This window comes from Streptomyces sp. NPDC093544, assembly GCF_040683495.1.
In the GTDB taxonomy this organism is placed as follows: domain Bacteria; phylum Actinomycetota; class Actinomycetes; order Streptomycetales; family Streptomycetaceae; genus Streptomyces.
Genome location: NZ_JBFBEA010000018.1, coordinates 131,164 through 153,672 on the forward strand (window position 1 = coordinate 131,164; position 22,509 = coordinate 153,672).

The following is a 22,509-nucleotide window of genomic DNA, read 5'->3' on the forward strand; positions in this document are numbered from 1 at the left end:
CGCCGTACCGCAGGCGGGTGAGGTGGGGTGAGCGGGCCGTTGCGGCTGCTGCCGGGGGACGGTGGCATCGATCAGGAACGTGGTGAGCGGCGGCGGTTCCCGGCGGGATGGCCGGGCAACACGGTTGCCGGTCAAGGCGGTCGGGCCCGTCAGGCGGGCCAGGCCGGCCCTGCCGGGCGCCGTGGCACCGACGCGCTGCCCGCTCTCGGCCCGCGCCAGGTCCGTCGCCGTCGGCCATCCTGGGCCGAGGACCCGTTCGACGAGCTCGCCGAACGGCTGGCGGACGTGTGCGGCGCGGCCGTCCACCCGGACGAGATCGCTGCCGTACTGGAGTCGGACGGGCTGACGCAGGAACAGATCACCGGCCGCTACGGACGGCGGGACCTGTTCGAGGTCGCCGAGGAACTGTACGAGCGGGTACCGCGCCGCTTCCCCGACCCGGAACCGCCGCCCGACCCCTGGCGGACCAGCCCCTGGCGGTGCGTGCTGCGCGGGGCGGTCTTCGGACTCCCCGGACTGGCATACGTGTTGGGCGCCGGCCTCCTCGCGAGCGGTACCGGCGCGATCGCCGGTCTTGCCGCCTCGGCGCTGGTCGCCTGGGCGTGGAACCAGGGCCTGGCTCACCGCGCCTACGTACGGCTCGCGGCGGGCGGCCGTCGCGGCGCCGCGCGCACCCTGCGCGCCGGGGCCCCGGTCGGGGCGCTGGGCGCGCTGTCGGCCGGCCTCCTGCTGTCGGGGCCGGGCACCATGGCCGCGTTCGCCGCCGGGCAGGCGCTCTACCTCGCGGCGGGCACCGTGCTCCTGGTGCTGGGCCGCGAACGGGATCTGCTGCTCGCGCTCACCCCGACGGTCGCCGGAGCGGCCTCACTGCTCCTGTGGCACCCCGGCCCGTTGGCCGTCACCGCGCTGCTCCTTGTCACCGTCGCGGCGGCGGTGCTGCTGGCGGCCCGCGAGATCGTACGGTCGCTGCGCACCGACAGCACGGCGGCCCCCGGCAACGGGCCACCGCTCGCCGCTTCCCTTCCCTACGGGCTGTTCGGCCTCGCGGCAGGGTCGCTGACGCTGATGGCCGCGTCCGCCGACGGGCCCGCCGTGGTCGTGCTCACCCTGAGCATGGGCGTCGCCGAGTGGCTGCTCTACCGCTACCGGAGCCTGGGCCTCGCCGCACTGCGGCACAGCACCACACCCAGGGGCTTCCAACTCCGGGCCGGGCGCGCACTGTTGCTGTGTCTCGCCGGATACCTGGCACTGCTGGCCACGCCCGCCCTGATCCGCGGCGACTCGCCTGCGCCGCTGCTGGCGCTGGGAGCCGTCCTGTGGACCGCTCTGCTGCTCCAGGCCTTCGGCACGGCCTGGCCACCCGCCGCGGTGTGCCTGGCCGCCGCCGCGGGCGCGGCCCTGGGCTCCGCCGCCGTCCGTCCGCTCGTCTGCGGCTGTGCCGCCGCCGCGCTGGTGGTCATCTCGTACGCCCTGCTCGGCCGGGCCACGGCTCACCGCTGACCCATCTCCACCATCTCGACCATCTCCATCATCCGCATCACCCCTGACACCAGAGGAGACAGACCCGTGACCGAAGCCGGACCCGTAGCCGGACCCGTAGCCGGACCCGTAGCCGGACCCGTAGCCGTCACCGGAGCGGAGGGATTCATCGGCTCCCACCTGGTGGAGGCGCTCGTCGCCGCCGGGCACCGGGTGCGCGCGATGGCCCAGTACAACTCCTTCTCCTCCTACGGCTGGTTGGAGACGCTGCCCGACGACGTGATGGACAGCGTCGAGGTCGTGCTCGGCGACGTACGCGACCCCGGCTCGGTGGACCGGCTGCTGGCCGGCACGGAGGCCGTCTACCACCTGGCGGCGCTGATCGCGATCCCGTACTCCTACCAGGCGCCGCACAGTTACGTGGACACCAACGTCACCGGCACCCTCAACGTCCTGGAGACCGTCCGCCGGCTCGACATCCCGAGGCTGGTGCACACGTCAACCAGCGAGACGTACGGCACGGCCCAGACGGTGCCGATCACCGAGGACCACCCCATCAACACCCAGTCCCCGTACGCGGCTTCGAAGGCGGGCGGCGACCGGCTGGCCGACAGCTATCACGCGAGCTTCGGCACCCAGGTGGTCACCCTGCGGCCGTTCAACACCTTCGGGCCGCGCCAGTCCATGCGGGCGGTGATCCCGACCGTCATCGGGCAGGTCGCGGCCGGGGAACGGACCATCACCCTCGGCGATCTGCGGCCCACCCGCGACTTCACCTTCGCCAAGGACACCGCCCAGGCCTTCCTCGCGGTGGGCACCGCGCCCGCCGAAGCCGTCGTCGGCCACACCTTCAACGCCGGTACCGGCGGCGAGATCTCGGTCGGCGACCTGGTCACCCTGATCGGCAAGCTGATGGCCGCCGACCTGGAGGTTCGTGAGGACCCGCAGCGCATCCGCCCGGCCGGATCGGAGGTGATGCGGCTGGTCTGCGACGCGTCACGGCTGCGCGCCGCCACCGGCTGGGCGCCCGCCCACAGCCTCGAAGAGGGGCTTGAGGCGACCATCGCCTTCTTCCGCGACCCGGCGAACCTCGCCCGCTACAAGACGAACGTCTACAACATCTGACGGCTTCGCGGCTCCAAGACGTCCGTCTACAACATCTGACGGCTCCCCGGCTCCAGGACCACCGTCGACAACACTCTGACGGCTCCCCGGCACCAGACCTACCGAGTCCCTGAACCCAGGAAATCGGCGACGCCGAATCGGCGACACCTGACGACAGTCGGAAGGAAACCCCCACGATGCATGCAGTCATACTGGCCGGAGGCAAAGGCGTACGGTTGCGGCCCTACACGACCGCCCTGCCCAAGCCGCTCGTCCCCATCGGCGACCAGCACGCGATCCTGGAGATCGTGATGCGCCAGCTCGCCGGCGCCGGCTTCACCACCTGCACCATCGCCATCGGGCACCTCGGCCACATCATCCGGGCCTATGTCGGCAACGGCTCCCAGTGGGGCCTGCGCGTCGGCTACGCCACCGAGGACAGCCCGCTGGGCACCATGGGGCCGCTGCTGACCATGCTCGACCGGTTGCCCGAGCACTTCCTCGTCATGAACGGCGACATCCTCACCGACCTCGACTTCAGCGCCGTACTGCGCAGTCACGAGGAATCCGACTCGCCGCTCACCATCGCCACCTACGCGCGTACGGTCTCGATCGACTTCGGGGTACTCACCACCGAAGGCGGCAAGGTCGTCGGCTTCGCCGAGAAGCCGAGCATGGACTACCGGGTCTCCATGGGCGTCTACGGACTCTCCCGCTCCACCCTCAACGGCTACACCCCCGGTCTGCCGCTCGGCTTCGACGAACTGGTCCTGGACCTGCTGCGCGCCGAAACCCCGCCCGCCGCCTACGAGTTCGACGGCTACTGGCTCGACATCGGGCGCCCGGACGACTACGACAGGGCCAACGCGGAGTTCACCACGCGCCGCCCCGCCCTGCTCAAGGGAGTGTGACCCGGCATCATGCGCATCCTCGTCCTGGGCTCCACCGGATTCCTGGGCGGTCACATCGCCGGGCAGCTGCGCACCCTCCCGGGTGTGCGGGTGCTCGGCGGCGGCCGCTCGGTGGACCCCGGGCTGCCCGTGAACCTCCCCGTCGACCTCGCCGCCGTCTCCGTCGCCGGACTCGCACGGTCCCTGCGCGCCCTCGCCCCCGACGCGGTCGTCAACTGCGCGGGCGCCGTCAGCGGCGACCCCGTACGCATGGCCGAGACCAACGCGCGCGGACCCGCCGTACTGTGCGAGGCCCTGCGCGAGGCGGCGCCCGGCGCCCGTCTTGTCCACCTGGGGTCGGCCGCCGAGTACGGGCCGACGCCCGCCGGGCAGACCCTCACCGAGAGCTCGCCGGTCAGCCCGCAGGGCACCTACGGAGCCACCAAACTGGCCGGGTCGTACGCGGTGACCGAAGCCGGCAGGACCGGCCTGGACAGCGTCGTCCTGCGGGTGTTCAACCCGGTCGGCCCTGGCGCGCCCGCCTCCAGCCTGTCCGGACGGCTCGCCGACGAACTGCGGCGCGCGCTGCCCGACGGCACGGTCACCGTCGGCGACCTCTCGGCCTACCGGGACTTCGTCGACGCACGGGACGTGGCACGGGCCGCTGTGCTCGCGGCGACCACCCCCGGCCCCCTGCCGGCCGTCCTCAACATCGCCAGCGGCACGGCCACCCGTGCCCGGGACCTCGCCGAGGAACTGGCGCGGGCCGCCGGATACCGGGGCCCGATCGAGGAGCGCGGCGCCGGATCGCAGCGCTCGTCGGCCGTGTCCTGGCAGCGGGCCGACGTGACCGCCGCCGCGGACGCCCTCGACTGGCGGCCCGAACGGACGCTGGCCGACTCGCTCGCCGGCCTGTGGGCCGAGCACACCAGGGTTTCGGCGTGACCGACGAGGCGACGGACCCCGGCCGCGGCCGGCTGCTCGTCCCGCTCTACGTGCACCCCGCCGTGGACCCGGCCGCCTGGCGCGCCCTGATCCACGCCGGTCCACAGCTGTACGGCGTCGTCCTCAACATCGCCGACGGACCCGGCGACACACCCGACCCGGCCTTCGTCACGGCCGCCGCCCAACTACGGGAGGCGGGCGTGCGGGTGCTCGGATACGTGGACACGGCCTACGGAGAGCGGTCGGCCCGCGCGGTCGTCGGCGACCTGCGCAGGCACCGCCGCTGGTACGACACCGACGGCGCCTTCCTGGACCGGACGGCCTCCGCCGCCGGGCCGCTGCGCCACTACCGCAGGCTGACGCGCGCCGCCCGCGTCTGCGGTGCACGCACCGTCGTCCTCAACCCGGGCGTCCATCCGGCCCCGGGCTACGCCGACTTCGCCGACCTGCTGGTCACCTTCGAGGGCACCTGGAAGACGTACCGCCACACCGACTTCACCGTGCCCGCCTGGACCGGCGCCCATCCGCCCGAGCGGTTCTGCCACCTGGTGCACGGCGTCCCGGACGGGCTCTGCCCGCTCGCGGCGCGCACCGCCCGGATGCGCGGAGCGGCCGTGCACTGCGCCGTCCCCGGCAGCGGCGCGAACCCGTGGAGCGGCCTGCCGCCGACCGTGGAGAGGGAGGCCTCTTGAAGCATGCCGCACGGCCGGGACCCGCAACCGCCCTCACCCTCATGCTGCTTGCTCTGCTCCTTGCGGGCTGCTCGACCAACACCCCCGACGCGCCGCGCCGTTGGCAGCCGCGTCCCGGTACCGACTGGCAGTGGCAGCTCAGCGGCCCGATCGACACCTCCGTTCAAGTCCCGGTGTACGACATCGACGGCTTCGAGAGCAGCGCCGCCGTGGTCAAGTCCCTGCACGCCGACGGACGCAAGGTGATCTGCTACATCAACGCCGGTTCCTGGGAGAACTATCGCCCCGACCAGAAGGCCTTCCCCGCCTCCGTGCTCGGCCAGGGCAACGGCTGGGAGGGCGAGCGGTGGCTCGACATCCGCCAACTCGACGTGCTGCGCCCCATCATGGCCAAGCGCATGGACATGTGCCGCTCGAAGGGATTCGACGCCGTCGAGCCCGACCTCCTCGACGGCTACACCAACAAGACCGGCTTCCCCCTCACCGCCGCGCACCAGCTCGCGTACAACCGCATGATCGCGGATCTGGCACACGACCGGGGCCTGGCCGTCGGACTGAAGAACGACCTGGAGCAGATCCCGCAGCTGGTCGGGGACTTCGACTTCGCGGTGAACGAACAGTGTGCGGAGTACAGCGAATGCGCGTTGCTGACACCGTTCGTCAAGGCACGCAAAGCGGTCTTCCATGTGGAGTACGACGTGCCCACCGGGAAGTTCTGTCCCACCGCCGACCGGCTTGGCCTCGACTCGATGCTGAAGCGGCTCTCCCTGGACGCGTGGCGCCGGCCGTGCTGAGCCGGGGCCGATTTCGGGGCGACCGGCTCCGGGCACCACAAGGGGCGGCCGTCGGGGATCCGGCGGCCGCCCCTTGCACGGATCACCTCACCTGGCCACCATCTCCGCCTCTTCCTGACCCAGGGCGGCCGGTGTGCTCCGGCGCCCGCCGAGCGTAAGGCCCGGCAGCGCCACCAGGAAGGCGACGGCGGCGAGGGCGGCCCCGCCGATGAGGCCGACCCGGGCGGCGGCGGCGAAGTCGCCGTGTGTGGAGGCGATCTCGCTGAAGTACAACGAGGTCGCCAGCGCCGTGCCGAGCGAGGTGCCGATCTTCATACCGGTCTGGTAGATCCCGGCGGCGGTGCTGCCCTCCTTGCGCGGTACGCGGTGCAGGGCGAGCGTCTGGTTGGCCGCGATGACGAGACCGGCGCCGCAGCCGGCCACCAGCAGCGGTCCGGCGAGCAGCAGCGCCATGGGAGCGCCCGAGGAGGTGTCGACGACCAGGGCCGTGCCGGCAAGGCCGAGGGCGGTCACGGCGGTGCCGACGATCACCAGCGGAGGGCCGACGCGGTGCACGATACGGCCGCTGATCACGCCGCAGACCGCCGAACCGACGGTGAAGGCCACGATGGACAGCGCCGCGTGCAGCGCCGTGTAGCCAAGGCCCTGCTGGAGGAACTGGGTGAGCACCAGGAAGATGCCGGTGAACCCGCCGTACAGGGAGGCCGCGACGAGCGTGCCCACCCAGTAGTGGCGCTCACGGAACAGGTTCAGGTCGACCAGTGGCTGCCGGCCCTGCCGGGCGACAGCGCGCTCGTACAGGACGAAGACGACCAGCAGTGCGAGGCCGGACCACGTCAGCCACCACCGGCGGTCGACCCAGTCCCCGCTCTGCAGCAGCGGCAGCATCACGGCCGTGACGGCGAGCCCGAGCAGCAGGACACCGACCAGGTCGAGTGGCCGGCGCGCCTCGACACGCCGGCCCTCCGGCAGCAGACGCAGGGCGAGGAAGAGGACGACGACATCGAGCGGGATGAAGGCCAGGAAGACCCAGCGCCAGCCCTCGCCCGTGCCGAAGATGTGCAGGATGATGCCGCCGAAGAGTGGTCCGATCGCCGTCGACAGGCTCACCGTCGCGCCGTAGTAGCCGAAGGCCCGGCCCCGTTCGCGCGCCGGATACATCTGGTGCAGCATGCCGACGACCTGGGGGGCGATCAGGCCGGCCGCGAGCCCCCTGGCGAGCCGTGACGCGTCCAGGAAGGTGGCGTCGGGTGCGATTCCGCACAGCACGCCGGTGATGATGAACAGCACCATTCCGATGACGAAGATCTTCCGGCGGCCGAACTCGTCCCCGAGCCGGCCCGCCGGAACCAGCATCAGGCCGAAGGTCAGGGTGTATCCGGCGAGCGACCAGGTGACGTCGGCGGGCGTCAGGTGCAGGTGCTCCTCCATCGAGGGCAGCGCGACGGTCACGATGCTCACGTCGAGGAGGGTCAGGAACGCGGCCGCTATGCAGATGAGCAGGGCCTGCGTGCGTCGCTTCGAAGTCAGGTAGGGCGGTGTGGGTACAGCGGCTGTTACGAGGTCTTCAGGCGTCTTTGCCATGGTGCACCTCAGATTCCCATCGGCTATCTGTAGCGGCCTTCGATGCCGTGGAGGGCGCGGCGGCGCCCGCCGGGAATGCGGCTCCGACGTGGGAGTACATCCGTCTCCGGTGGTGATGCCGTGGCCCGCTCCGTCCCGGGAGCGGGCCACGGCTGTCTGGATCCGGGTCAGCCCACGTCGGCCACCAGTCCGACCTGTTCCACTCCGAAGACGGCGACGATCTCGTCGTTCTCGGGCCTCTCTCCACTGACGCCCACCGAACCGAGCAGCACGCCCTCCTTGTCCCGTACGAGCACACCGCCCCGGGAAGAGGCGACGCGGCCCTCGGAGATGGCGGCCAGGGCGGCGAAGAAGGCGGGGTCACGGGTCGCGTGCCGGGCCCCGGCCGCGCCGCCCGAGCCGGTGCCGAGGCAGCCCCATGCCTTGGCGTGCGCGATCTGCGGGCGCAGGATGCCCGCGCCGTCCTCACGCTTGACGACCTGGGGGTGGCCGCCCGGGTCGAGCACGGTGATCGTCAGCGGTCGCAGTCCCAGCTCGCGTGCGTGGCTCAGCGCGGCGTCGACGATCTCGGATGCCTGGGTCAGGCTCAGACCGGTCATGTCTGTGGCTCCTCTGCTTTCTTGCTGTTCAGGGTGTTATGCGTTTTCTGGAGTGTGGTCAACGGGTCGGGTGACGGCAGGCGGTCTCCTTCTGTGGCGGAGTTGATGCTTCCGCCGACCGGTGCGGGCAGCGGGGATCGTGCTCGCCGCGTCGGCGTCGCTGACCCGCGTGGCCGCGTAAAGGCCCAGCAGATTGAGCGCGGCGGCGGTGAGGAAGGCGGCCCGGTAGCCGGACATGTCCGGGGCGCTCCCGGCGCCGGACGCGCTGCCGGTGGCCGACACGAGGACGCTGGTGGCCACCGCGACGCCGGTGGCGCCGCCGAGCCTGCGGCCGACGTTGAACAGGGTCGAGGCCCGGCCGGAGGAGGCCGAGGTGACCGTGGCGAAGGACGCGGACTGGGTGCCCACGAACACCTGGCCGACGGCGAGCCCCATGCAGAAGAGCAGCAGCCGGATCCACCACAGGCCGGTGTCCTCGTGCCACAGGCTCATCAGCGCGATGGCCGTGCTCGTTCCCGCCGCGCCGAGCATCAGGTGCCGGCGGGGGCGGAGCCTGCGGTAGAGGAACCGGCTGGCCAGCTGCGAGCCGATGACCACGCCCATGGCCTCGGCGAAGATGGTCAGTCCCGCGGCCAGCGGGGTCATTCCCCGCTCGTCCTGGAGGTAGAGCGTGAGGGTGAAAAGGGTGCCGAGGAAGGCCACCGACTGCACGGTCATGACCGCGGTGCCGGAGGCGAACAGACGGTTCGTCAGCAGGCGTACGTCCATCATCGGGGACGCCTTGCGGAGTTCCACGACGATCATCGCGGCGAGCAGCGCGGCGCCACTTGCCACGCAGGCGGCGATGGGAGCCGAGGTCCAGCCCCGCTCGGGCCCCTCAGAGACGCCGTACATCAGCAGACCGAGGCCGGTCGCCGACAGCAGGAACCCGGTGAGGTCGAAGTGTTCGGCGGGCCGCGCGGGCTCGTTGCGCAGGTACAGCAGGCCGAACACGGTCGCGAAGACGCCGACCGGCACATTGACGTAGAAGATCGCCCGCCAGGAGACCGAGGTGACCAGCAGACCGCCGACCACCGGGCCGAGAGTCGGTGCGAGGCCGTTGGCGATGCTCAGGATCGCCGAGGCCCGCACCCGTTCCCCGGGGGCGAAGGCGCGCAGCAGCATCGCCATGCCGACCGAGGCGAGCATGCCGCCGCCCGCGCCCTGCAGGATCCGGAACGCGACCAGTTCGCCGAGGCTTGTCGCCATCCCACAAAGGGCCGAGCCGAGCGTGAAGACGCCGACCGCGGTCAGCAGGGTGCGCTTGCCGCCGAAACGGTCGCCGAGCCAGCCGGAGGCCGGGACGAAGACGGCCAGGCTCACCAGATAGGAGATCGAGACCGTGTCGACGCCGGTGGACGGCACCGAGAAGGCACGGCCGATCGACGGCAGCGCGACATTGACGATGGTCATGTCCAGCGTGCTCAGGAAGAGCCCGGCCACGTAGACGACGCCTACGGCCACCTTCTGGCTGATGACGATCCGGGGGCCGCGCCGCCCGTCCGGCTCGCCACCGGTGGACTGCGCGACCGGGTCCCCGCTCACCCGACCGGGTCGCCGAGCCGGAGGGCGGAGAGCGCGGCGGTCAGTCGGAGCAGTTCGTCCAGCATGCTCGACGCGTCCGCGTCCAGCCCGGCGGAGGACTCGAAGGTCCCGCCGGGTGTCACCGCCGTCCGGATGGACGGGATGTGCACGGAGTGCGAGAGCGGCACCATCTTCAGCGCGGACACGACCGGGATCAGCGCGGTGACGGCTCTGGCGCCGGCGGAGACACCGCCGTAGGCGACGAAAGCGGCCGGTTTGCCGGCCCACTCCTTCGCCAGGAAGTCCAGGGCGTTCTTGGTCGCCGCGTTGTAGCTGTGGTTGTACTCGGGGACGACGAACACAAAGGCGTCGGCGGCGCGCACGGTCTCGCTCCAGCGCCGGGTGTGGTCGTGGTCGTACTGGCCGCGCTGGGGTGGACGCGGCTCGTCGAGGAGTGGCAGGCCGACCTCGGCGAGATCGACGAACTCCACGCCGAAGCCCTCGTGTTGGACCGCGAGGCTGTGGAACCAGGTGCCGACGGCATGGCCGCGCCGGCCCGGGCGGGTACTGCCGACGATGATCTGCAGGTGTGGAGCGGACATGACTGACCTCCGGTTGCTCAGCGGCTCTGCGGGCGTGGGCTCTTTGGGCTCCGTGGCTCAGTCGTCGAGGACGACCTTGTTCTCGATGACTCCGAGTCCTTCGACCTCGCCGCGGACCACGTCGCCCGGCAGCACGTTGCCGTGGCCGAGGGGTGTTCCGGTCGAGAGCACGTCGCCGGGCGCCAGGGTGAGCGCCTCGGTGAGCCAGGCCAGTTGCTCGGGGAGGGTGTGGAACATGTCGGCGGTGCTGCCGTCCTGGCGCAGTTCACCGTTGACCCAGGAGCGGATGCGCAGCTGGTGCGGGTCGGGGATCTCGTCGGCGGTGACGAACCAGGGGCCGGTGATCCCGTACGTGTCGAAGCCCTTGGCACGGTCCATGCGGTTGTTGTCGAGATCGGAGACGTCCCGCGAGCCGGTGTCGCAGAAGGCGACGTAACCGGCCACCGCCCGCAGCGCGTTCTCCGGCGTGAGGAACCGTGAGCGGGGGCCGATGACCGCCGCCAGCTCCATCTCCGGGTCGACCTTCTCGCTGATCGCCGGATACCGGAGCGCGTCGTACGGGCCCGCGAGGGAACCGGGAGGCTTCAGACAGCCCTGGAGACCTCGCCGGGGCTGCGGCGGTGCGGAAGTGCCGGGTGAACGGGGGTAGTTGGCGAGCATGCACCAGATGGTCTGTGGCCGTCCGACCGCCGGGCCGAGCCGTTCGGGCTTGTCGGACCAGAGGCAGTCCTCGTACAGCTCGCCGGTGTCGGCATTGTCGACGGCCCAGTCGAACGCCGTCCGGACGGCGGTGAGTTCGGGATCCGCCTGGAGGAGCGCGGGCAGGTCACCGGGCACGTCGAGGCGGGACCGGGCCACCGCGTCGTCCCGGTGGACGCCCAGGCTCTCCAGCCGTCGCACGAACGCTGCCTGGATGTCGATGAGGTGGTGGGGAATCACTTCGGCGAAGCAGAGCCGGTCTCCGAAGGGGGTCCGCCGGGAGGCGATTTTCACAGTGCTCTCCGTGGGTGCGGGTGGATCACTCCCTTTACAGGGAGGGGTCCACCGGGGTGATCCGTCCGGGGTCGGGGTGACTTGGACGGCTGGACCGTGCCGGACCGGACCGGGAGGTCGCGGGGACGGGGGTGGTCCGGCGGCGGGACTCGGGAAGGGGGCCACCCCGAGCCCCGCCTGTCCTCTGAGCCGCTCGGGCCGGGGGCCGTACGCGACGGGGGCAGCGGGGTTGCCTGTGGGGGAGCCGCCCGGGCCGGAGGCCGACCGTTCGGGGTGCTGTCGGCCGGTGGGCCGGGGAGCGGGCCGAGCTGCCGCGCTCGGCGGGCGGGGTCGCGCGGCTGCGGGCCGGCCGGTTCAGGCGTACGGCGGTGACGGCCCGTAGTGGCGTAGGGCGGTGACTGGCTCGGACTGGCGTGCCGAGGTGGTCTGGCCGTATTGGCGTACAGCGGTGATCAGTCCGTACTGGTGTACGGAGACGATCAACCCGCAGTGGCGCACGGCGCTGATCAGCCGCCCGTACTCGCGCACGGCCCATGTCCATGCCTGCGGCCATGTCCCGACCGTGTCGGTCCGGAGCGAGCTGAGCCGGTGTCGGCGTACGGCCGGCGCTCGGCCGGATCGGTGTGTCGATCCGTTGCCGATCCGGTTCTGCCCGTGCAGCCCCTGCCTGCTCTGCCTGCTCTGTCGGCCCGTGGCCCGTGGCCCGTGGCCACTGCCCCGGCCGGTGTCGGCGTAGGCCGTCCTCGCTCGGCCCACGTCGGCCCCACGGCTCCGGCTCCGGCTTCGCTCAGCCGCCGGCGGCGTCCTTCGCGTTCTCGAAGCTGATGCCGCCGTCGGTGACGACGGTGACGAACTTGTCGTCGTCGGGCTCGACCGGCTGCTGGATCGGGGGCAGGCCCACGGTGAACAGGACCAGCTCCTCGGTGGCCGCGTAGCGGACCTTCTCCCCGGGGTCGGCCTCCACCGCGCCGAGCTTGCCGACCTCGGTGTCCTCGACCGTGCCGGCGCCGGACAGGACCACCGTCAGGCGGCGGGCCTCCTCGCTGGTGGAGACCCACTCGGCGCCGGCCTCGATCTTGACGAACTCGATCCAGAACTCGCGCTCGGTGTACGTGCCGATGGGCTTGCGCTTGACGCCCGGTGAACCGGACACCGGCAGCCAGTTCAGGTGGTCCGGGTTGCTGATCACGACGCCGTTGTAGCGCGGCTTGGGGAACTTGTGCTCCCGACGCGGACGGCGCTCGGCCTGGGCCTCCTTGTTGTCCGGGCCACGGCCTCGGCCGGCGCTCATACCGAGGGCGGAAGCGCCACCGAACTGCAGCACGAGCTGGATCTGCTTGGGGTCGGTCAGCGGGTCGTCCTGGGGGCCGTACGTCTGCCCCTCGGGGAAGTAGCCGACCTCGCCCTCGCGCAGGATCCCCTGCTCGCCGAGGTTCATGTCGCCCACCAGGGGCAGCCGGATCTGCTCGAAGGTGTGGCAGTGCCGGGGCATGCGGAAGTCGGCTTCCTGGCGGCCCAGGATGTAGCGGTAGTTCTCCATGGGCTTGCTCCGGTCGCCCATGAGCAGGTAGTTGAACGAGACCGTCCCTCGGGGGTGGTCCATCTTGAACGCGTTCTCGTCGAACGGTGCGATCTTCATCGCGGTCCTCCGTAGATTCGGGTGCATGGTCCTTGCGGGGCCGGCGCGTCCGGTGACCCGGTCCGGTCGGCCTTCTCGCGAGGGGCCTGATGACTGTTCGCGACCGGCCGGGCAGCGTTGCCACGGATCCCACCGCGGCGCACTCGTCCGGATGACATCCGGTTGTCGCTGTATCCACGAAACCTTCTTGGTAGGTTTGTGTCAAGGTAGGTGGTGAGCTTTTCATCGAAGCCGAAGCGCCGAGGGGCGCCGAAGTGCCGAGGGCAAGGAGTCTGAGATGGCCGACATGGATCTGAAGGGAACCGTCACCGTGGTGACCGGGGCTTCCAGCGGGATAGGCGCTGCCGTGGCACGCGTCCTGGCGGCACGAGGTTCGGCCGTGGCCCTGGTGGCCAGGCGCGAGGACCGGCTCGTCGCGCTGGCCGAGGAGCTGACGGCGGCGGGCGGGCGGGCCCTGCCCGTGGAGGCCGACGTGACCGACCCGGAACAGGCCCGCGCGGCGGTGGAGCGCGCCGTGGAGGAGTGGGGGCGGCTCGACATCCTCGTCAACAACGCCGGTGTGCCCCAGCGGGGCCCGCTGATGGACTCCTCGCCCGCCGAGTTCGAGCGGGTGGTGGGGGTGAATCTGCTCGGCAGCATGTACTGCGCGCACGCCGCCCTGCCGCACCTGGTCGAGGCGGCCGCGAGCGAGCCCCGTCGGGTCGCCGACCTGGTCAACGTCAGCTCGGTGGCGGGGCACGTCGTTCACAAGACCACGAGCGTGTACAACGCGAGCAAGTTCGGGCTCAACGCGTACAGCGAGGCGCTGCGTCAGGAGGTGGCGGGCCGCCGGGTCCGCGTCTCGGTCCTCGAACCCTCCGCTGTGACCACCGAACTGTTCCCACGCGAGGTACGGGAGGCGATGGCCTCCCAGGTCGGCTCCTATGAACGGCTGAGCGCCATGGACGTCGCCGACTCCGTCGAGTACGTCGTGACGCGCCCCGCGCACGCCGCGGTGAGTCAACTGCTCATCCGCCCCAGCGAGTCGGAGCGTTGAGCAACACTTCAAGGCTTGCAGGGATTTCAAGGCTTGCAGGGCTTGCAGGGCTTGCAGGGCTTGAAATCTGTGAAATTCTTGAAAGAACCTACCTGGTAGGTTAACTTGCTGGTTGGATAGGACATCGAAGTTCCTGGGGCACGCCAGTCCGGGGAGCGAGGTCCAGGAACCCCTTTGGGAGTGTCATGTCCGTGCCTCATACCCCCGCGAAGATCTACCGCGGCCGGGTGGCCGACCAGATCGTCGAGGACCTCCGCGAGCAGATCCTCAGCGGCGCCCTCCCGGACGGCGCGCGGCTGCCCTCCGAACGGGAACTGGCCGCGTCGTACGACGTCAGCGCGCCCACCATCCGCGAGGCGATCCGCGTACTCACCGCGATGGGCCTGGTCACCACCCGCAACGGCAGCCGGGCGACGGTCAACGCGCAGGGCGACACCCTGCTCGCCATGTCCATCGCCTCCGTCGTCCAGTTCGAGAAGGTCGGCGCCCGTGAGGTGTTCGGCCTGCTCGGCGCGCTCAACTCGTACGCCGCCGAACTCGCCGCCGAACAAGCCTCCGACGAGGAGATCGCGGGCCTGCGGGCCGCGGCTGAGGCGAGCGCGGCGGCCGAGGGTGTCGAGGAGTCCGCTGCCACGCTCCAGCAGTTCTTCGTCACCCTCTCCGAGATCTCCCACAACCCGCTGCTGGCCGCGCTGTGCCGGTTCATCACCGAGGTCCAGATCGGGCTCGCGGTCAAGCTGGCCGGCGGCGAGGGCAGGGACTGGGGGCGGGTCGCGGGGGCCCTCCAGGCGGAGCGCCTGAGCATCGTGGACGCCATCGCGAGCCGTGATCCCGCCGTCGCCGCGTCCGCGGTCCGCGACTACCACCAGAGCGCGGTGGGGCGGATCATCTCCGTCCGCAAGGGCGACGAGACCGCCGGATCCGACGTCGGGCTCACCGAGGCCCTCACCGCGTGGCTGAGAGCCAACGTCGGGCTGGGCGGGCAGGTCTCGAACCGAAGGAGCACGCTGTCGTGACACACGTAGTGGAGACGACCACGGCTGGGACGACCACGGCCGGAACGAGTACTGCCGGAACGACCACGGCCGGCACGAGTACTGCCGAGGCGAGTACGGCCGAGGTGGGCGCGGCCGAGGTGGGCGCGGTCGCGATCCGCACCGTCCGCGACGCCGCCTTCGACGTCCTGCGGCTGCACGGGCTGACCACACTGTTCGCCAACCCGGGCTCGACGGAGGTGTCCCTGCTCGCCGATCTGCCGGAGGACCTGGAGTTCGTACTCGCCCTGCACGAGGGCTCGGTGGTCGGTGCGGCCACCGGCTGGGCCATTGCCCGCGAGCAGCCCGCGCTGGTACTGCTGCACACCACGGCGGGCCTCGGCAACGCGGTGGGCGCGCTGGCCACCGCCCGCGCGAACCGGGCACCCCTCGTGGTCCTGGTGGGCCAGCAGGACCGTCGGCACCTCGCCCAGGAGCCGTTCCTCGCAGGGCGGTTGGACGGACTGGCCGGGGACTACCCGGTCCGGGTGGAGTCACCGGTACGCGCCCAGGACGTGCCCGGCGCGATCGGGCGGGCCGTGCACGCCGCCCGCGAGGGAAGAGGCCCCGCGCTGGTCCTCGTACCCATGAACGACTGGGCGGAGCCGGCCGAGGACCTGCCCGTTCCCGCGCCCACCGTGCTGCGCAGGGCGGCGTCGGCGGACGTGTCGGTCGTCGCCGAGGTCGCCGCACTGCTGACCGGGGCCACCATGCCGGCCATCGTCGTGGGGGCGGGCGCGGACGACGACGGGACCTGGACCGCGCTCACCTCGCTGGCCGAGCGGCTCGACTGCCCGGTGTGGCAGGAGCCCTTCGGAGCGCGCGCCGGATTCCCGCAGGACCACAGGCTGTTCGCCGGGCACCTGCCCTCCGACCGGCCCCGGCTGCGCGCCGCGCTCGACCCGTACGATCTGCTGGTCTGTGTGGGCGCGCCGTTCCTGCGCCAATACCCGTACGCGCCCGGCGAGTTGACCGGCGCCCGAGTGGTGGTCGTCACCGACGACCCGGCCGAGGCGCACCGCGCGCCCGCCGAACTCGCGGTGGTCGCCGCGCTGCCGGACTTCTGTGACCGGCTCGCCCGCCGCACCCCGTCCCGCCCCGCGACGTCGGAGCCGGTGGTGCGGGCCCCGCACCCCGAACCCCCCGCCGCCGGGGAGCTGTTGAGCCCCTCCCACGTCCTCGCGGCGCTTGCGCAGCGGCTGCCCGCGGACACGGTCATAGTCGAGGAGACCCCCTCCTCCCGCCCGGACCTGCACGCCCTGCTGCCCGCCCGGCGGCCGCTCGGCTTCCTCAGTGCCGCCATGGGCGGGCTCGGGTTCGCGATGCCCGCCGCGATCGGCGTACGTATGGGACAGCCTCGCCGCCCGGTGGTCGCCGTCATCGGTGACGGATCCTCGCTCTACCAGGTCCAGTCCCTGTGGACCGCCGCCCATTACGGCGTGGGCGCCGTCTTCGTCGTCCTCGCCAACGGCCGCTACGCGGTGATGGACCGGCTCGCGGAGCAGCAGGGGGGCAAGCCGCCGTGGCCGGCCTTCGAGGAGATCGACGTGGCCGGCCTCGCCGAGTCCTTCGGCTGCCAGGTCCACAGGATCGACGCCTACGAGGACCTGTGCGAGACACTCGACGCGCTGTGCCCCGGGCTGGCCGACCGCACCGAGCCGCTCGTTCTCCGGGTGACCGTGAGCGCGGAGGGCGAGTTCAAGCCGTGATGTCCGGCAGACCGCGGAGCAGCGCCGCCAGGGATTCCTCCTCGGTCCGCCCTGCCGTGTCGACGGTCAACTGCCCGTCGTCCCAAGGCTCGTAGGCGATGCGCGAGATCTGCTGCCAGTCGGGCAGCGGGAGGCCGGGGATGTCTGTGACGCGGGTGGTCGCGCGATAGCGGTGTTCGGCGCGGTCCGAGCAGACCACCTCCACCTCGACGGCGGGTACGCCGGCCCGCTCGGCCGCCTCGCGCCAGGCGGCCCGGGTGACGGGCAACGGGTTCACCGACTCGGCGATCACGGTGTGACCCTGCCGGAGGTGCTCCTCGGCGAGGGCGTACGCGATGACGTAGCCCGCCGGGCCGACCGGATGGGCGGTCAACCCCGAGCGGACCAGCGCCTGTTCGATGGTGTCGACGCGGACGTGGACGGCGCCCGTGCGGCGGGCGAGGAGCCGGGCGAGCGTGGTCTTTCCGGTGGCGGGGAGGCCGCCGAGGATGATCAGCACGGGGCTCAGTGTGCCGCACGGGTGCCGCACGGGCAGGGCACCGTTCGCACGGTCTGCTGCGTGGATCAGGGCGTTCGGGTCGGGCCGAGTGAGCGCTCCGTGACCTCGGCCAGGTGGGCGGTGAAGACCTCGCGGGCGTCCGGAGCCAGGGTGCGCAGGGCCACCAAGGCCGTGATGACCACGTCGCAGAGTTCGGACCGTACGTCGTCCCAGGTGTGGCTCGTGCCCTTGCGGGGGTTCTGCCCGGTCACGCCGATCACCGCCTGCGCGACCTCGCCGACCTCCTCCGAGAGTTTCAGCATCCGCAGAAGCAGCGACTCCCGCCCGGCGAGGGCCTGGTTGGTGTCAAGCCAGGTGTGCAGGCGGTCGATCGAGTCCCAGACGACGTCGTCTTCATCTTCAGCAGCGCGGTCAGCCATGCGAGCAGCCTCCCATCCTGGGAGCCGCGGCCGGACCCCTACTCGTCGAACAGCGTCTCCTGCTCGCCCTCCGCGGCCTTCCGCACCCGGTGGTTCCGCGCGCCCACGATCACCGCGGTGACCGCCGCCGTCACGCCCAGCGCGGTCGGCACCATCCAGCCGCGGTTCACCGCGTGCCCCAGCACATGGTCGAGGGAGAGCCTGCCGGGTCCTGTCACGGCCAGGCCCGCCGCCGTCAGGCCGAGGCTCGCCGCGTACTCGTAGCCGCCGCCGTACGCGAAGAACCCGTTCGGCATGTGCACCGCCGCCGCGCCCGCCATCGCGCCGGCCGCCGCCGCCCCCGCGGCGGGTGTCGCGAGGCCCAGCGCCAGCAGGGTGCCGCCGCCCGCCTCGGCGAGGCCCGCCGCCGTCGCACTCGTCTTCCCCGGCGTGTAGCCCATGGACTCCATGGCTGCCCCGGTGCCTTCGAGCCCGCCCCCGCCGAACCAGCCGAACAGCTTCTGCGCCCCGTGCGCGGCCAGCACGCCGCCCGTGCCCAGGCGGAGCAGCAGCAGTCCTAGATCACGTCGGTCGAGACAGGTCACGATGACTCCCGGAACGGACGAACGAGCGGAACGGACGAACGAGCGGAACGGACGAACGAGCGGAACGGACGGAAAGTACGGAAAGGGGCTTCCACCGTCGCACCGATCACGTTCACCCGACGCGCCCGCGCCGCCGTTCGGGTGGCGGCCCCCGGACAGCGGTGTGAGTCTGGCTGCCATGACGATTCAGGTAGCCAAACTCAGCGACCCGGCCGTCCGGGCGTTCGTCACCGCTGTGAACGCCCACGACCGCGACGCCTTCCAGGCCCTCCTCGCCCCGGGCGCCACCATGTCCGACGACGGTTCCGACCGTGACCTCGCCGACTGGACCGACCGGGAGATCTTCTCCTCGCGCGGCCACATGGACGTCGACAACGAGTCCAAGGGCGGCCGTTCCCTCATCGCCCGCTACAGCAACGACACCTGGGGCGAGATGAAGACGAGGTGGAGCTTCACCGTCGACGACGGCGGCAGGATCTCCCGCTTCGAGACGGGCCAGGCGTAGGGCCTCTCCGGCCCTGACCGTCACTACCCACGGGCCAGTCATAACCCGCGGACTGGGGCTTGACCGTCACAACCCACGGCCCGGGTCTTGCCTTCGCGTGCACTCCAACTCCTAGCGTCCACAGGTATGGAGACCACCGAGTACAGGACACTGGGCCGCAGCGGTATCGAGGTCAGCCCCCTCGGCTTCGGCTGCTGGGCCATCGGCGGCGAGTGGGCGACCCCTGACGGGCAGCCCCTGGGCTGGGGCAAGGTCGACGACGAGGAGTCCGTACGGGCCGTACGCCGCGCCCTCGACCTCGGCGTGACGTTCTTCGACACCGCCGACGCGTACGGCACCGGGCACAGCGAGCGGGTTCTCGCGCGCGCTCTCGGCAAGCGCCGCGCCGATGTGGTCGTCGCCACCAAGTGGGGCAACGTGATCGACGAGGAACGCCGCCTCGCCCTCGGGAGCGACGACTCCCCGGCGTACGCCCGCCGCGCGCTGACCGCCTCACTGCGCCGCCTGAACACCGACTACGTCGACCTCTACCAACTGCACATCTCCGACGCCGACCCGGACCGCGCCGCCCAACTCCGCGACACCTGCGAGGAGTTCGTGAGGGAGGGGCTGATCCGCGCGTACGCCTGGAGCACCGACGACCCCGAGCGGGCGGCCGTCTTCGCGGCGGGCGAGCACTGTGCGGCCGTGCAGCACTGTCTGAACATCCTCCAGGACGCCCCCGAACTCCTGGCGCTCTGCGAGGAGTTGAACCTCGCGAGCATCAACCGGAGTCCGCTCGCGATGGGTCTGCTGACCGGGAAGCACGCGCCGGGGCGCACCCTCGAAGCGGGCGACATCCGCAACGCGCCTCCCGCCTGGCTGCCGGGCTTCAACGAGAGCAGCGGCGCCGACCCGGACTGGCTCGCCAGGGTCGACGCCCTCAGGGACATCCTCACCAGCAACGGCCGTACGCTCGCGCAGGGCGCCCTCGCCTGGATCTGGGCGCGCAGCCCGCACACCGTCCCGATCCCCGGTTTCCGCTCGGTCGCCCAGGCCGAGGAGAACGCGGGCGCGATCGCCGAAGGGCCGCTCACCGCCGAGCAGTTGACCGAGGTCGACCGGGTTCTCGGACGGTGAACGGCCCCAGGAACCGCCGTATGGCTACCGTTACTGGGCGAACTGCTGAGGGGCGGGAGCGGGAGCCGGAGCAGCATGCCGGGCCTTTCCGGCCTGGTCCTTTCCGCCCTGCTCCTTCAGCGAGATCTGCCCCTTCTTGATGATCGCCAGGCGCGGCGCGCGGCGGGCGATGGAGGAGTCGTGGGTGACCATGATGAAGGTCAGCCCGTACTCGTGCCACAGCCCGTCGAGCAGGCCCATGATGTCGTCGCGGGTGCCCTCGTCGAGGTTGCCGGTCGGCTCGTCGGCGAGGAGCACCTTCGGCTTCTTGACCAGGGCGCGCGCGATGGCGACACGCTGCTGCTGGCCGCCGGACAGCTCCGACGGCGCATGGGCCAGACGGTCGCCGAGACCGACGGAGGTCAGTGCCTCGGCGGCCCGCTCGCGCCGCTCCTTGGGCTTCACGCCGAGCGGCACGAGCGCCGTCTCGACGTTCTCCTGCGCGGTCAGCGTCGGGATGAGGTTGAACGACTGGAAGATGATGCCGATCTTCTCGGCGCGCAGCCGGGTCAGCTTGGCCTCGCTGATGGAGGCGAGGTCCACGCCGTCCAGCTCGACGCTGCCGGAGGTGGGGCGGTCAAGACCGCCGATCATCTGCAGCAGTGTCGACTTGCCGCCGCCCGTGGGGCCCTGGATGACGAGCTGGTCGCCGTCCTCGATGGTGAGGTCGATGCCACGCAGCGCCTCCACCGTGTCCTTGCCCCGCGTGTAGCGCTTGGTGACGCCAGTGAGCTTGTACATGAGTTCTCCGAAGATGAAGCAGCCAGGTGAGGTGAGGAAAGGGGGGCGGGGCGCCGCGACCCGGGGGAACGGACGCGGCGCCCCAGCTCTAGGTCCTGTCGTCAAATTCCCGTCGTCCGCCCGGAGGGCGGGCCTGGCGGCGTCAGGTGCGTGCTCTCGGCGTGCCGGGCATTGGCCCTCGTACTGGATGTACTTGGGTCTGTGCCCGGTGCGGCGAGAGTTGCGTGCATGGCGTCGCGAGGCTGGGGGCACCTCCCACGCCCTTAAGGCAGTGGGGGAGGGAATTTGACGACAGGGCCTAGGGGGCCGACCCGAAGGCCGGTTGCCCGAGGGCCTGTTACTGAACGCTGCGCAGCGCGTCCGCCGGCCGCATCCGGGAGGCGCGCCAGCCGCCCATCGCACCGGCGATCAGACCGCCGGCGATGGCCAGGCCCGCCGCGAGCGCGATGGTGGTCAGCGAGACCGGCGCGGAGAGCGCGATCTCCATGGTGTTGGACGCCGCCTGCTGGGCGCCGCCGCCACCGCGACCACCGCCGCCACCCGCGCCGCCCGTGGAGCCGAGCTCCGCGGTCAGCGTCGGGCTGATCGCCGTCACCGCGTACGCCGCGCCGACGCCGATGGCGATGCCGAGCGCGCCGCCGATCAGACCGTTCACGATGGACTCGCCGACGACCTGCCGGGTCACCTTGCGGGACGGCCAGCCGAGCGCCTTGAGGGTGCCGAACTCACGTACCCGGCGGGAGACGGCGGAGGAGGTGAGCAGAGCCGCCACCAGGAACGCGGCGATGAGCACCGCGATGGAGAGCCACTTGCCCACGCTGGTCGCGAGGTTGGAGGCCGTGGACAGCGAACCCGAGACGGTGTCCGCGAGGTCGGCGGAGGTGGTGACCGTCGTACCCGAGATGTTCTTCTGGATGGTCGCCTTGACCGTGTCGATCTGCTTCGAGTCGGTCGCGGTGACGTAGATGGTGGTGACCTCGTCGGCCGAGTCGCCCAGCGTCTGTGCCTGCTTCAGCGGCAGGTAGACGTCGGTCGTGCTCTCGCTGCTGTCAGGCGTCGCGATGCCGATGATGTCGTACTTGGTGTCGGAGATCGTGATCGTCTTGGCGGTTGTGAGCTCGTTCTCCTTGGCGTACGACGCGCTGACCACCGCGACCTTCGAGTTGGTCTGCGCCGTCGTGAAGGTGGTGCCCGAGGTGATCTTCGACGTGGCGAGCGGACCGAGGTCCTGGTTGGTGACGTCGACGCCCGCGACGGAGTACGAGTTCACGTCGAAGTTGGCGCCGCCGCCCTGGACGCGGCCGGTGCCGCCGCCCCCGCCGCCGCCCTGGCCCTGGCCCGAGGGTGCCGGCGCTGCCGACTCCGCCGTGCCCTGGGTGAAGGAGCCGTCGACCTTGGTGACGTTCAGGCTGAGCGCGCCGACCGCGTCGGCCACGCCTGTCTGACCGGCGACCTCGGTGACGAGGGAGGCCTTGAGCGCCTGCCCGCCCTGCGGCATCACGCGGTCCGAACTCTGGGTGTCGCTGCTGTCGGAGCCCGCGTCGAACTCGAACCGGGGCCTGCCCGACGCGCTGTCCGTGGGTGCTGCCTGGGCCTTGGTGACGGTCATGTCGGTGCCGAGCCCGTACAGCGACGTCAGGACCTTGTCCTGGGCCTGCGTCATGCCGGCCGACACCGAGTTGACGGTGATGACCAGCGCAATACCGAGCGCCAGACCCAGGGCGATGACCATGGCCGCCTTCTTGCGCCGGCTCAGCTCACGCTTGAGATAGATGCCAAACATCCCGTTCCTCAAAGGTTCTTGGCGCCCGCTGTGGGCGCGGCCACAAGCTATGGACGGAAGCTTTGAGTCATGCTGAGTAAGGGATGTGTAAGAGCTGAGAATATGAAGCCCGATATCAATATTTCATCAGACAGCTGATTCCTAAGTTCCCTAGGGC

General features: G+C 71.3%; 23 protein-coding genes. 11 read left to right on the forward strand and 12 right to left on the reverse strand.

All coding sequences use genetic code 11. From position 1 onward, the window contains the following. The first annotated feature begins 27 nt into the window (after nucleotides 1–27). From AB0N66_RS26955 to AB0N66_RS26980, 6 genes are all read left to right on the forward strand, one after another. Nucleotides 28–1,500, forward strand: coding sequence for a hypothetical protein (locus AB0N66_RS26955; protein WP_365439686.1), 1,473 nt, complete (start codon nucleotides 28–30; stop codon nucleotides 1,498–1,500). Nucleotides 1,501–1,566: 66 nt separating this feature from the next. After that, nucleotides 1,567–2,604 (forward strand): SDR family NAD(P)-dependent oxidoreductase, encoded by a 1,038-nt coding sequence (locus AB0N66_RS26960; RefSeq protein ID WP_365439688.1) that lies wholly within the window; start codon nucleotides 1,567–1,569, stop codon nucleotides 2,602–2,604. A 176-nt stretch (nucleotides 2,605–2,780) separates the two neighbouring features. After that, nucleotides 2,781–3,494, forward strand: coding sequence for a sugar phosphate nucleotidyltransferase (locus tag AB0N66_RS26965; RefSeq protein WP_365439690.1), 714 nt, complete (start codon nucleotides 2,781–2,783; stop codon nucleotides 3,492–3,494). A gap of 9 nt (nucleotides 3,495–3,503) precedes the next feature. Continuing rightward, entirely contained in the window at nucleotides 3,504–4,418 is a 915-nt protein-coding gene (locus AB0N66_RS26970) for an NAD(P)-dependent oxidoreductase (RefSeq protein ID WP_365439692.1), read from the forward strand. Next, nucleotides 4,415–5,110 (forward strand): spherulation-specific family 4 protein, encoded by a 696-nt coding sequence (locus AB0N66_RS26975; RefSeq protein WP_365439694.1) that lies wholly within the window; start codon nucleotides 4,415–4,417, stop codon nucleotides 5,108–5,110. Before AB0N66_RS26970 ends, AB0N66_RS26975 begins: the two co-directional genes overlap by 4 nt. 41 nt (nucleotides 5,111–5,151) lie before the next feature. Continuing rightward, a complete protein-coding gene (locus AB0N66_RS26980; RefSeq protein ID WP_365439843.1) occupies nucleotides 5,152–5,904 on the forward strand; it encodes an endo alpha-1,4 polygalactosaminidase in 753 nt (250 codons plus the stop codon). 87 nt (nucleotides 5,905–5,991) lie between these two features. On the opposite strand, the gene AB0N66_RS26985 is transcribed toward AB0N66_RS26980, so the two are convergent. From AB0N66_RS26985 to AB0N66_RS27015, 7 genes are all read right to left on the reverse strand, one after another. Then, entirely contained in the window at nucleotides 5,992–7,488 is a 1,497-nt protein-coding gene (locus AB0N66_RS26985) for an MFS transporter (protein ID WP_365439696.1), read from the reverse strand. Nucleotides 7,489–7,655: 167 nt separating this feature from the next. Beyond that, nucleotides 7,656–8,087 carry a heme-binding protein gene (locus AB0N66_RS26990; protein WP_365439698.1) on the reverse strand — a complete coding sequence of 144 codons (432 nt, stop codon included), beginning with the start codon at nucleotides 8,085–8,087 and terminating at the stop codon, nucleotides 7,656–7,658. A gap of 36 nt (nucleotides 8,088–8,123) precedes the next feature. Next, nucleotides 8,124–9,671, reverse strand: coding sequence for an MDR family MFS transporter (locus AB0N66_RS26995; protein ID WP_365439700.1), 1,548 nt, complete (start codon nucleotides 9,669–9,671; stop codon nucleotides 8,124–8,126). Further along, a complete protein-coding gene (locus tag AB0N66_RS27000; protein ID WP_365439702.1) occupies nucleotides 9,668–10,252 on the reverse strand; it encodes an NAD(P)H-dependent oxidoreductase in 585 nt (194 codons plus the stop codon). The genes AB0N66_RS26995 and AB0N66_RS27000 overlap by 4 nt, the downstream gene beginning before the upstream one ends. Nucleotides 10,253–10,309: 57 nt before the next feature. Next, nucleotides 10,310–11,245: a fumarylacetoacetate hydrolase family protein gene (locus AB0N66_RS27005; protein ID WP_365439704.1), complete on the reverse strand. Its 936-nt coding sequence runs from the start codon at nucleotides 11,243–11,245 to the stop codon at nucleotides 10,310–10,312. A gap of 354 nt (nucleotides 11,246–11,599) precedes the next feature. Then, nucleotides 11,600–11,773, reverse strand: a complete 174-nt coding sequence (locus AB0N66_RS27010) for a hypothetical protein (protein WP_365439706.1) — start codon at nucleotides 11,771–11,773, stop codon at nucleotides 11,600–11,602. 259 nt (nucleotides 11,774–12,032) lie between these two features. Further along, on the reverse strand, nucleotides 12,033–12,884 hold the full coding sequence (locus tag AB0N66_RS27015; RefSeq protein WP_365439708.1) for a hypothetical protein: 852 nt from the start codon (nucleotides 12,882–12,884) through the stop codon (nucleotides 12,033–12,035). A gap of 277 nt (nucleotides 12,885–13,161) precedes the next feature. Between AB0N66_RS27015 and AB0N66_RS27020 the strand changes: the two genes are divergently transcribed. The 3 genes from AB0N66_RS27020 (at nucleotide 13,162) to AB0N66_RS27030 (ending at nucleotide 16,663) form a co-directional block, all read left to right on the forward strand. Next, on the forward strand, nucleotides 13,162–13,920 hold the full coding sequence (locus AB0N66_RS27020) for an SDR family NAD(P)-dependent oxidoreductase (RefSeq protein ID WP_365439710.1): 759 nt from the start codon (nucleotides 13,162–13,164) through the stop codon (nucleotides 13,918–13,920). A 185-nt stretch (nucleotides 13,921–14,105) separates the two neighbouring features. Beyond that, nucleotides 14,106–14,936, forward strand: a complete 831-nt coding sequence (locus AB0N66_RS27025) for a GntR family transcriptional regulator (protein ID WP_365439712.1) — start codon at nucleotides 14,106–14,108, stop codon at nucleotides 14,934–14,936. Further along, nucleotides 14,933–16,663, forward strand: a complete 1,731-nt coding sequence (locus AB0N66_RS27030; protein ID WP_365439714.1) for a thiamine pyrophosphate-dependent enzyme — start codon at nucleotides 14,933–14,935, stop codon at nucleotides 16,661–16,663. Before AB0N66_RS27025 ends, AB0N66_RS27030 begins: the two co-directional genes overlap by 4 nt. Here AB0N66_RS27030 and AB0N66_RS27035 read toward each other — a convergent pair. The 3 genes from AB0N66_RS27035 to AB0N66_RS27045 form a co-directional block, all read right to left on the reverse strand. Next, entirely contained in the window at nucleotides 16,653–17,162 is a 510-nt protein-coding gene (locus tag AB0N66_RS27035; RefSeq protein ID WP_365439716.1) for an AAA family ATPase, read from the reverse strand. The genes AB0N66_RS27030 and AB0N66_RS27035 overlap by 11 nt on opposite strands. 65 nt (nucleotides 17,163–17,227) lie before the next feature. Beyond that, a complete protein-coding gene (locus AB0N66_RS27040; protein WP_365439718.1) occupies nucleotides 17,228–17,581 on the reverse strand; it encodes a MazG-like family protein in 354 nt (117 codons plus the stop codon). 38 nt (nucleotides 17,582–17,619) lie between these two features. Beyond that, the gene (locus AB0N66_RS27045; protein ID WP_365439720.1) at nucleotides 17,620–18,165 is read right to left on the reverse strand and encodes a DoxX family membrane protein; all 546 of its coding nucleotides are present in this window, start codon (nucleotides 18,163–18,165) and stop codon (nucleotides 17,620–17,622) included. 178 nt (nucleotides 18,166–18,343) lie between these two features. On the opposite strand from AB0N66_RS27045, the gene AB0N66_RS27050 reads away from it, so the two are divergent. Both AB0N66_RS27050 and AB0N66_RS27055 read left to right on the forward strand, forming a co-directional pair. Beyond that, the gene (locus AB0N66_RS27050) at nucleotides 18,344–18,670 is read left to right on the forward strand and encodes a nuclear transport factor 2 family protein (protein ID WP_365439722.1); all 327 of its coding nucleotides are present in this window, start codon (nucleotides 18,344–18,346) and stop codon (nucleotides 18,668–18,670) included. Between the two features lie 126 nt (nucleotides 18,671–18,796). Beyond that, on the forward strand, nucleotides 18,797–19,789 hold the full coding sequence (locus tag AB0N66_RS27055; protein ID WP_365439724.1) for an aldo/keto reductase: 993 nt from the start codon (nucleotides 18,797–18,799) through the stop codon (nucleotides 19,787–19,789). A 30-nt stretch (nucleotides 19,790–19,819) separates the two neighbouring features. Here AB0N66_RS27055 and AB0N66_RS27060 read toward each other — a convergent pair whose 3' ends face one another. Further along, entirely contained in the window at nucleotides 19,820–20,569 is a 750-nt protein-coding gene (locus AB0N66_RS27060; protein WP_365439726.1) for an ABC transporter ATP-binding protein, read from the reverse strand. 337 nt (nucleotides 20,570–20,906) lie between these two features. After that, the gene (locus AB0N66_RS27065) at nucleotides 20,907–22,352 is read right to left on the reverse strand and encodes an ABC transporter permease (RefSeq protein ID WP_365439728.1); all 1,446 of its coding nucleotides are present in this window, start codon (nucleotides 22,350–22,352) and stop codon (nucleotides 20,907–20,909) included. Nucleotides 22,353–22,509: the final 157 nt, after the last annotated feature.

What these genes read in the sequence shown, in the direction of transcription:
- AB0N66_RS26965 (WP_365439690.1), top strand. Translation starts at nt 2,781, where the DNA reads ATGCATGCAGTCATACTGGCCGGAGGCAAAGGCGTACGGTTGCGGCCC.
- AB0N66_RS26970 (WP_365439692.1), top strand. Translation starts at nt 3,504, where the DNA reads ATGCGCATCCTCGTCCTGGGCTCCACCGGATTCCTGGGCGGTCACATC.
- AB0N66_RS26980 (WP_365439843.1), top strand. Translation starts at nt 5,152, where the DNA reads ATGCTGCTTGCTCTGCTCCTTGCGGGCTGCTCGACCAACACCCCCGAC.
- AB0N66_RS26985 (WP_365439696.1), bottom strand. Translation starts at nt 7,488, where the DNA reads ATGGCAAAGACGCCTGAAGACCTCGTAACAGCCGCTGTACCCACACCG.
- AB0N66_RS26990 (WP_365439698.1), bottom strand. Translation starts at nt 8,087, where the DNA reads ATGACCGGTCTGAGCCTGACCCAGGCATCCGAGATCGTCGACGCCGCG.
- AB0N66_RS27000 (WP_365439702.1), bottom strand. Translation starts at nt 10,252, where the DNA reads ATGTCCGCTCCACACCTGCAGATCATCGTCGGCAGTACCCGCCCGGGC.
- AB0N66_RS27015 (WP_365439708.1), bottom strand. Translation starts at nt 12,884, where the DNA reads ATGAAGATCGCACCGTTCGACGAGAACGCGTTCAAGATGGACCACCCC.
- AB0N66_RS27020 (WP_365439710.1), top strand. Translation starts at nt 13,162, where the DNA reads ATGGCCGACATGGATCTGAAGGGAACCGTCACCGTGGTGACCGGGGCT.
- AB0N66_RS27025 (WP_365439712.1), top strand. Translation starts at nt 14,106, where the DNA reads ATGTCCGTGCCTCATACCCCCGCGAAGATCTACCGCGGCCGGGTGGCC.
- AB0N66_RS27040 (WP_365439718.1), bottom strand. Translation starts at nt 17,581, where the DNA reads ATGGCTGACCGCGCTGCTGAAGATGAAGACGACGTCGTCTGGGACTCG.
- AB0N66_RS27050 (WP_365439722.1), top strand. Translation starts at nt 18,344, where the DNA reads ATGACGATTCAGGTAGCCAAACTCAGCGACCCGGCCGTCCGGGCGTTC.
- AB0N66_RS27055 (WP_365439724.1), top strand. Translation starts at nt 18,797, where the DNA reads ATGGAGACCACCGAGTACAGGACACTGGGCCGCAGCGGTATCGAGGTC.
- AB0N66_RS27060 (WP_365439726.1), bottom strand. Translation starts at nt 20,569, where the DNA reads ATGTACAAGCTCACTGGCGTCACCAAGCGCTACACGCGGGGCAAGGAC.
- AB0N66_RS27065 (WP_365439728.1), bottom strand. Translation starts at nt 22,352, where the DNA reads ATGTTTGGCATCTATCTCAAGCGTGAGCTGAGCCGGCGCAAGAAGGCG.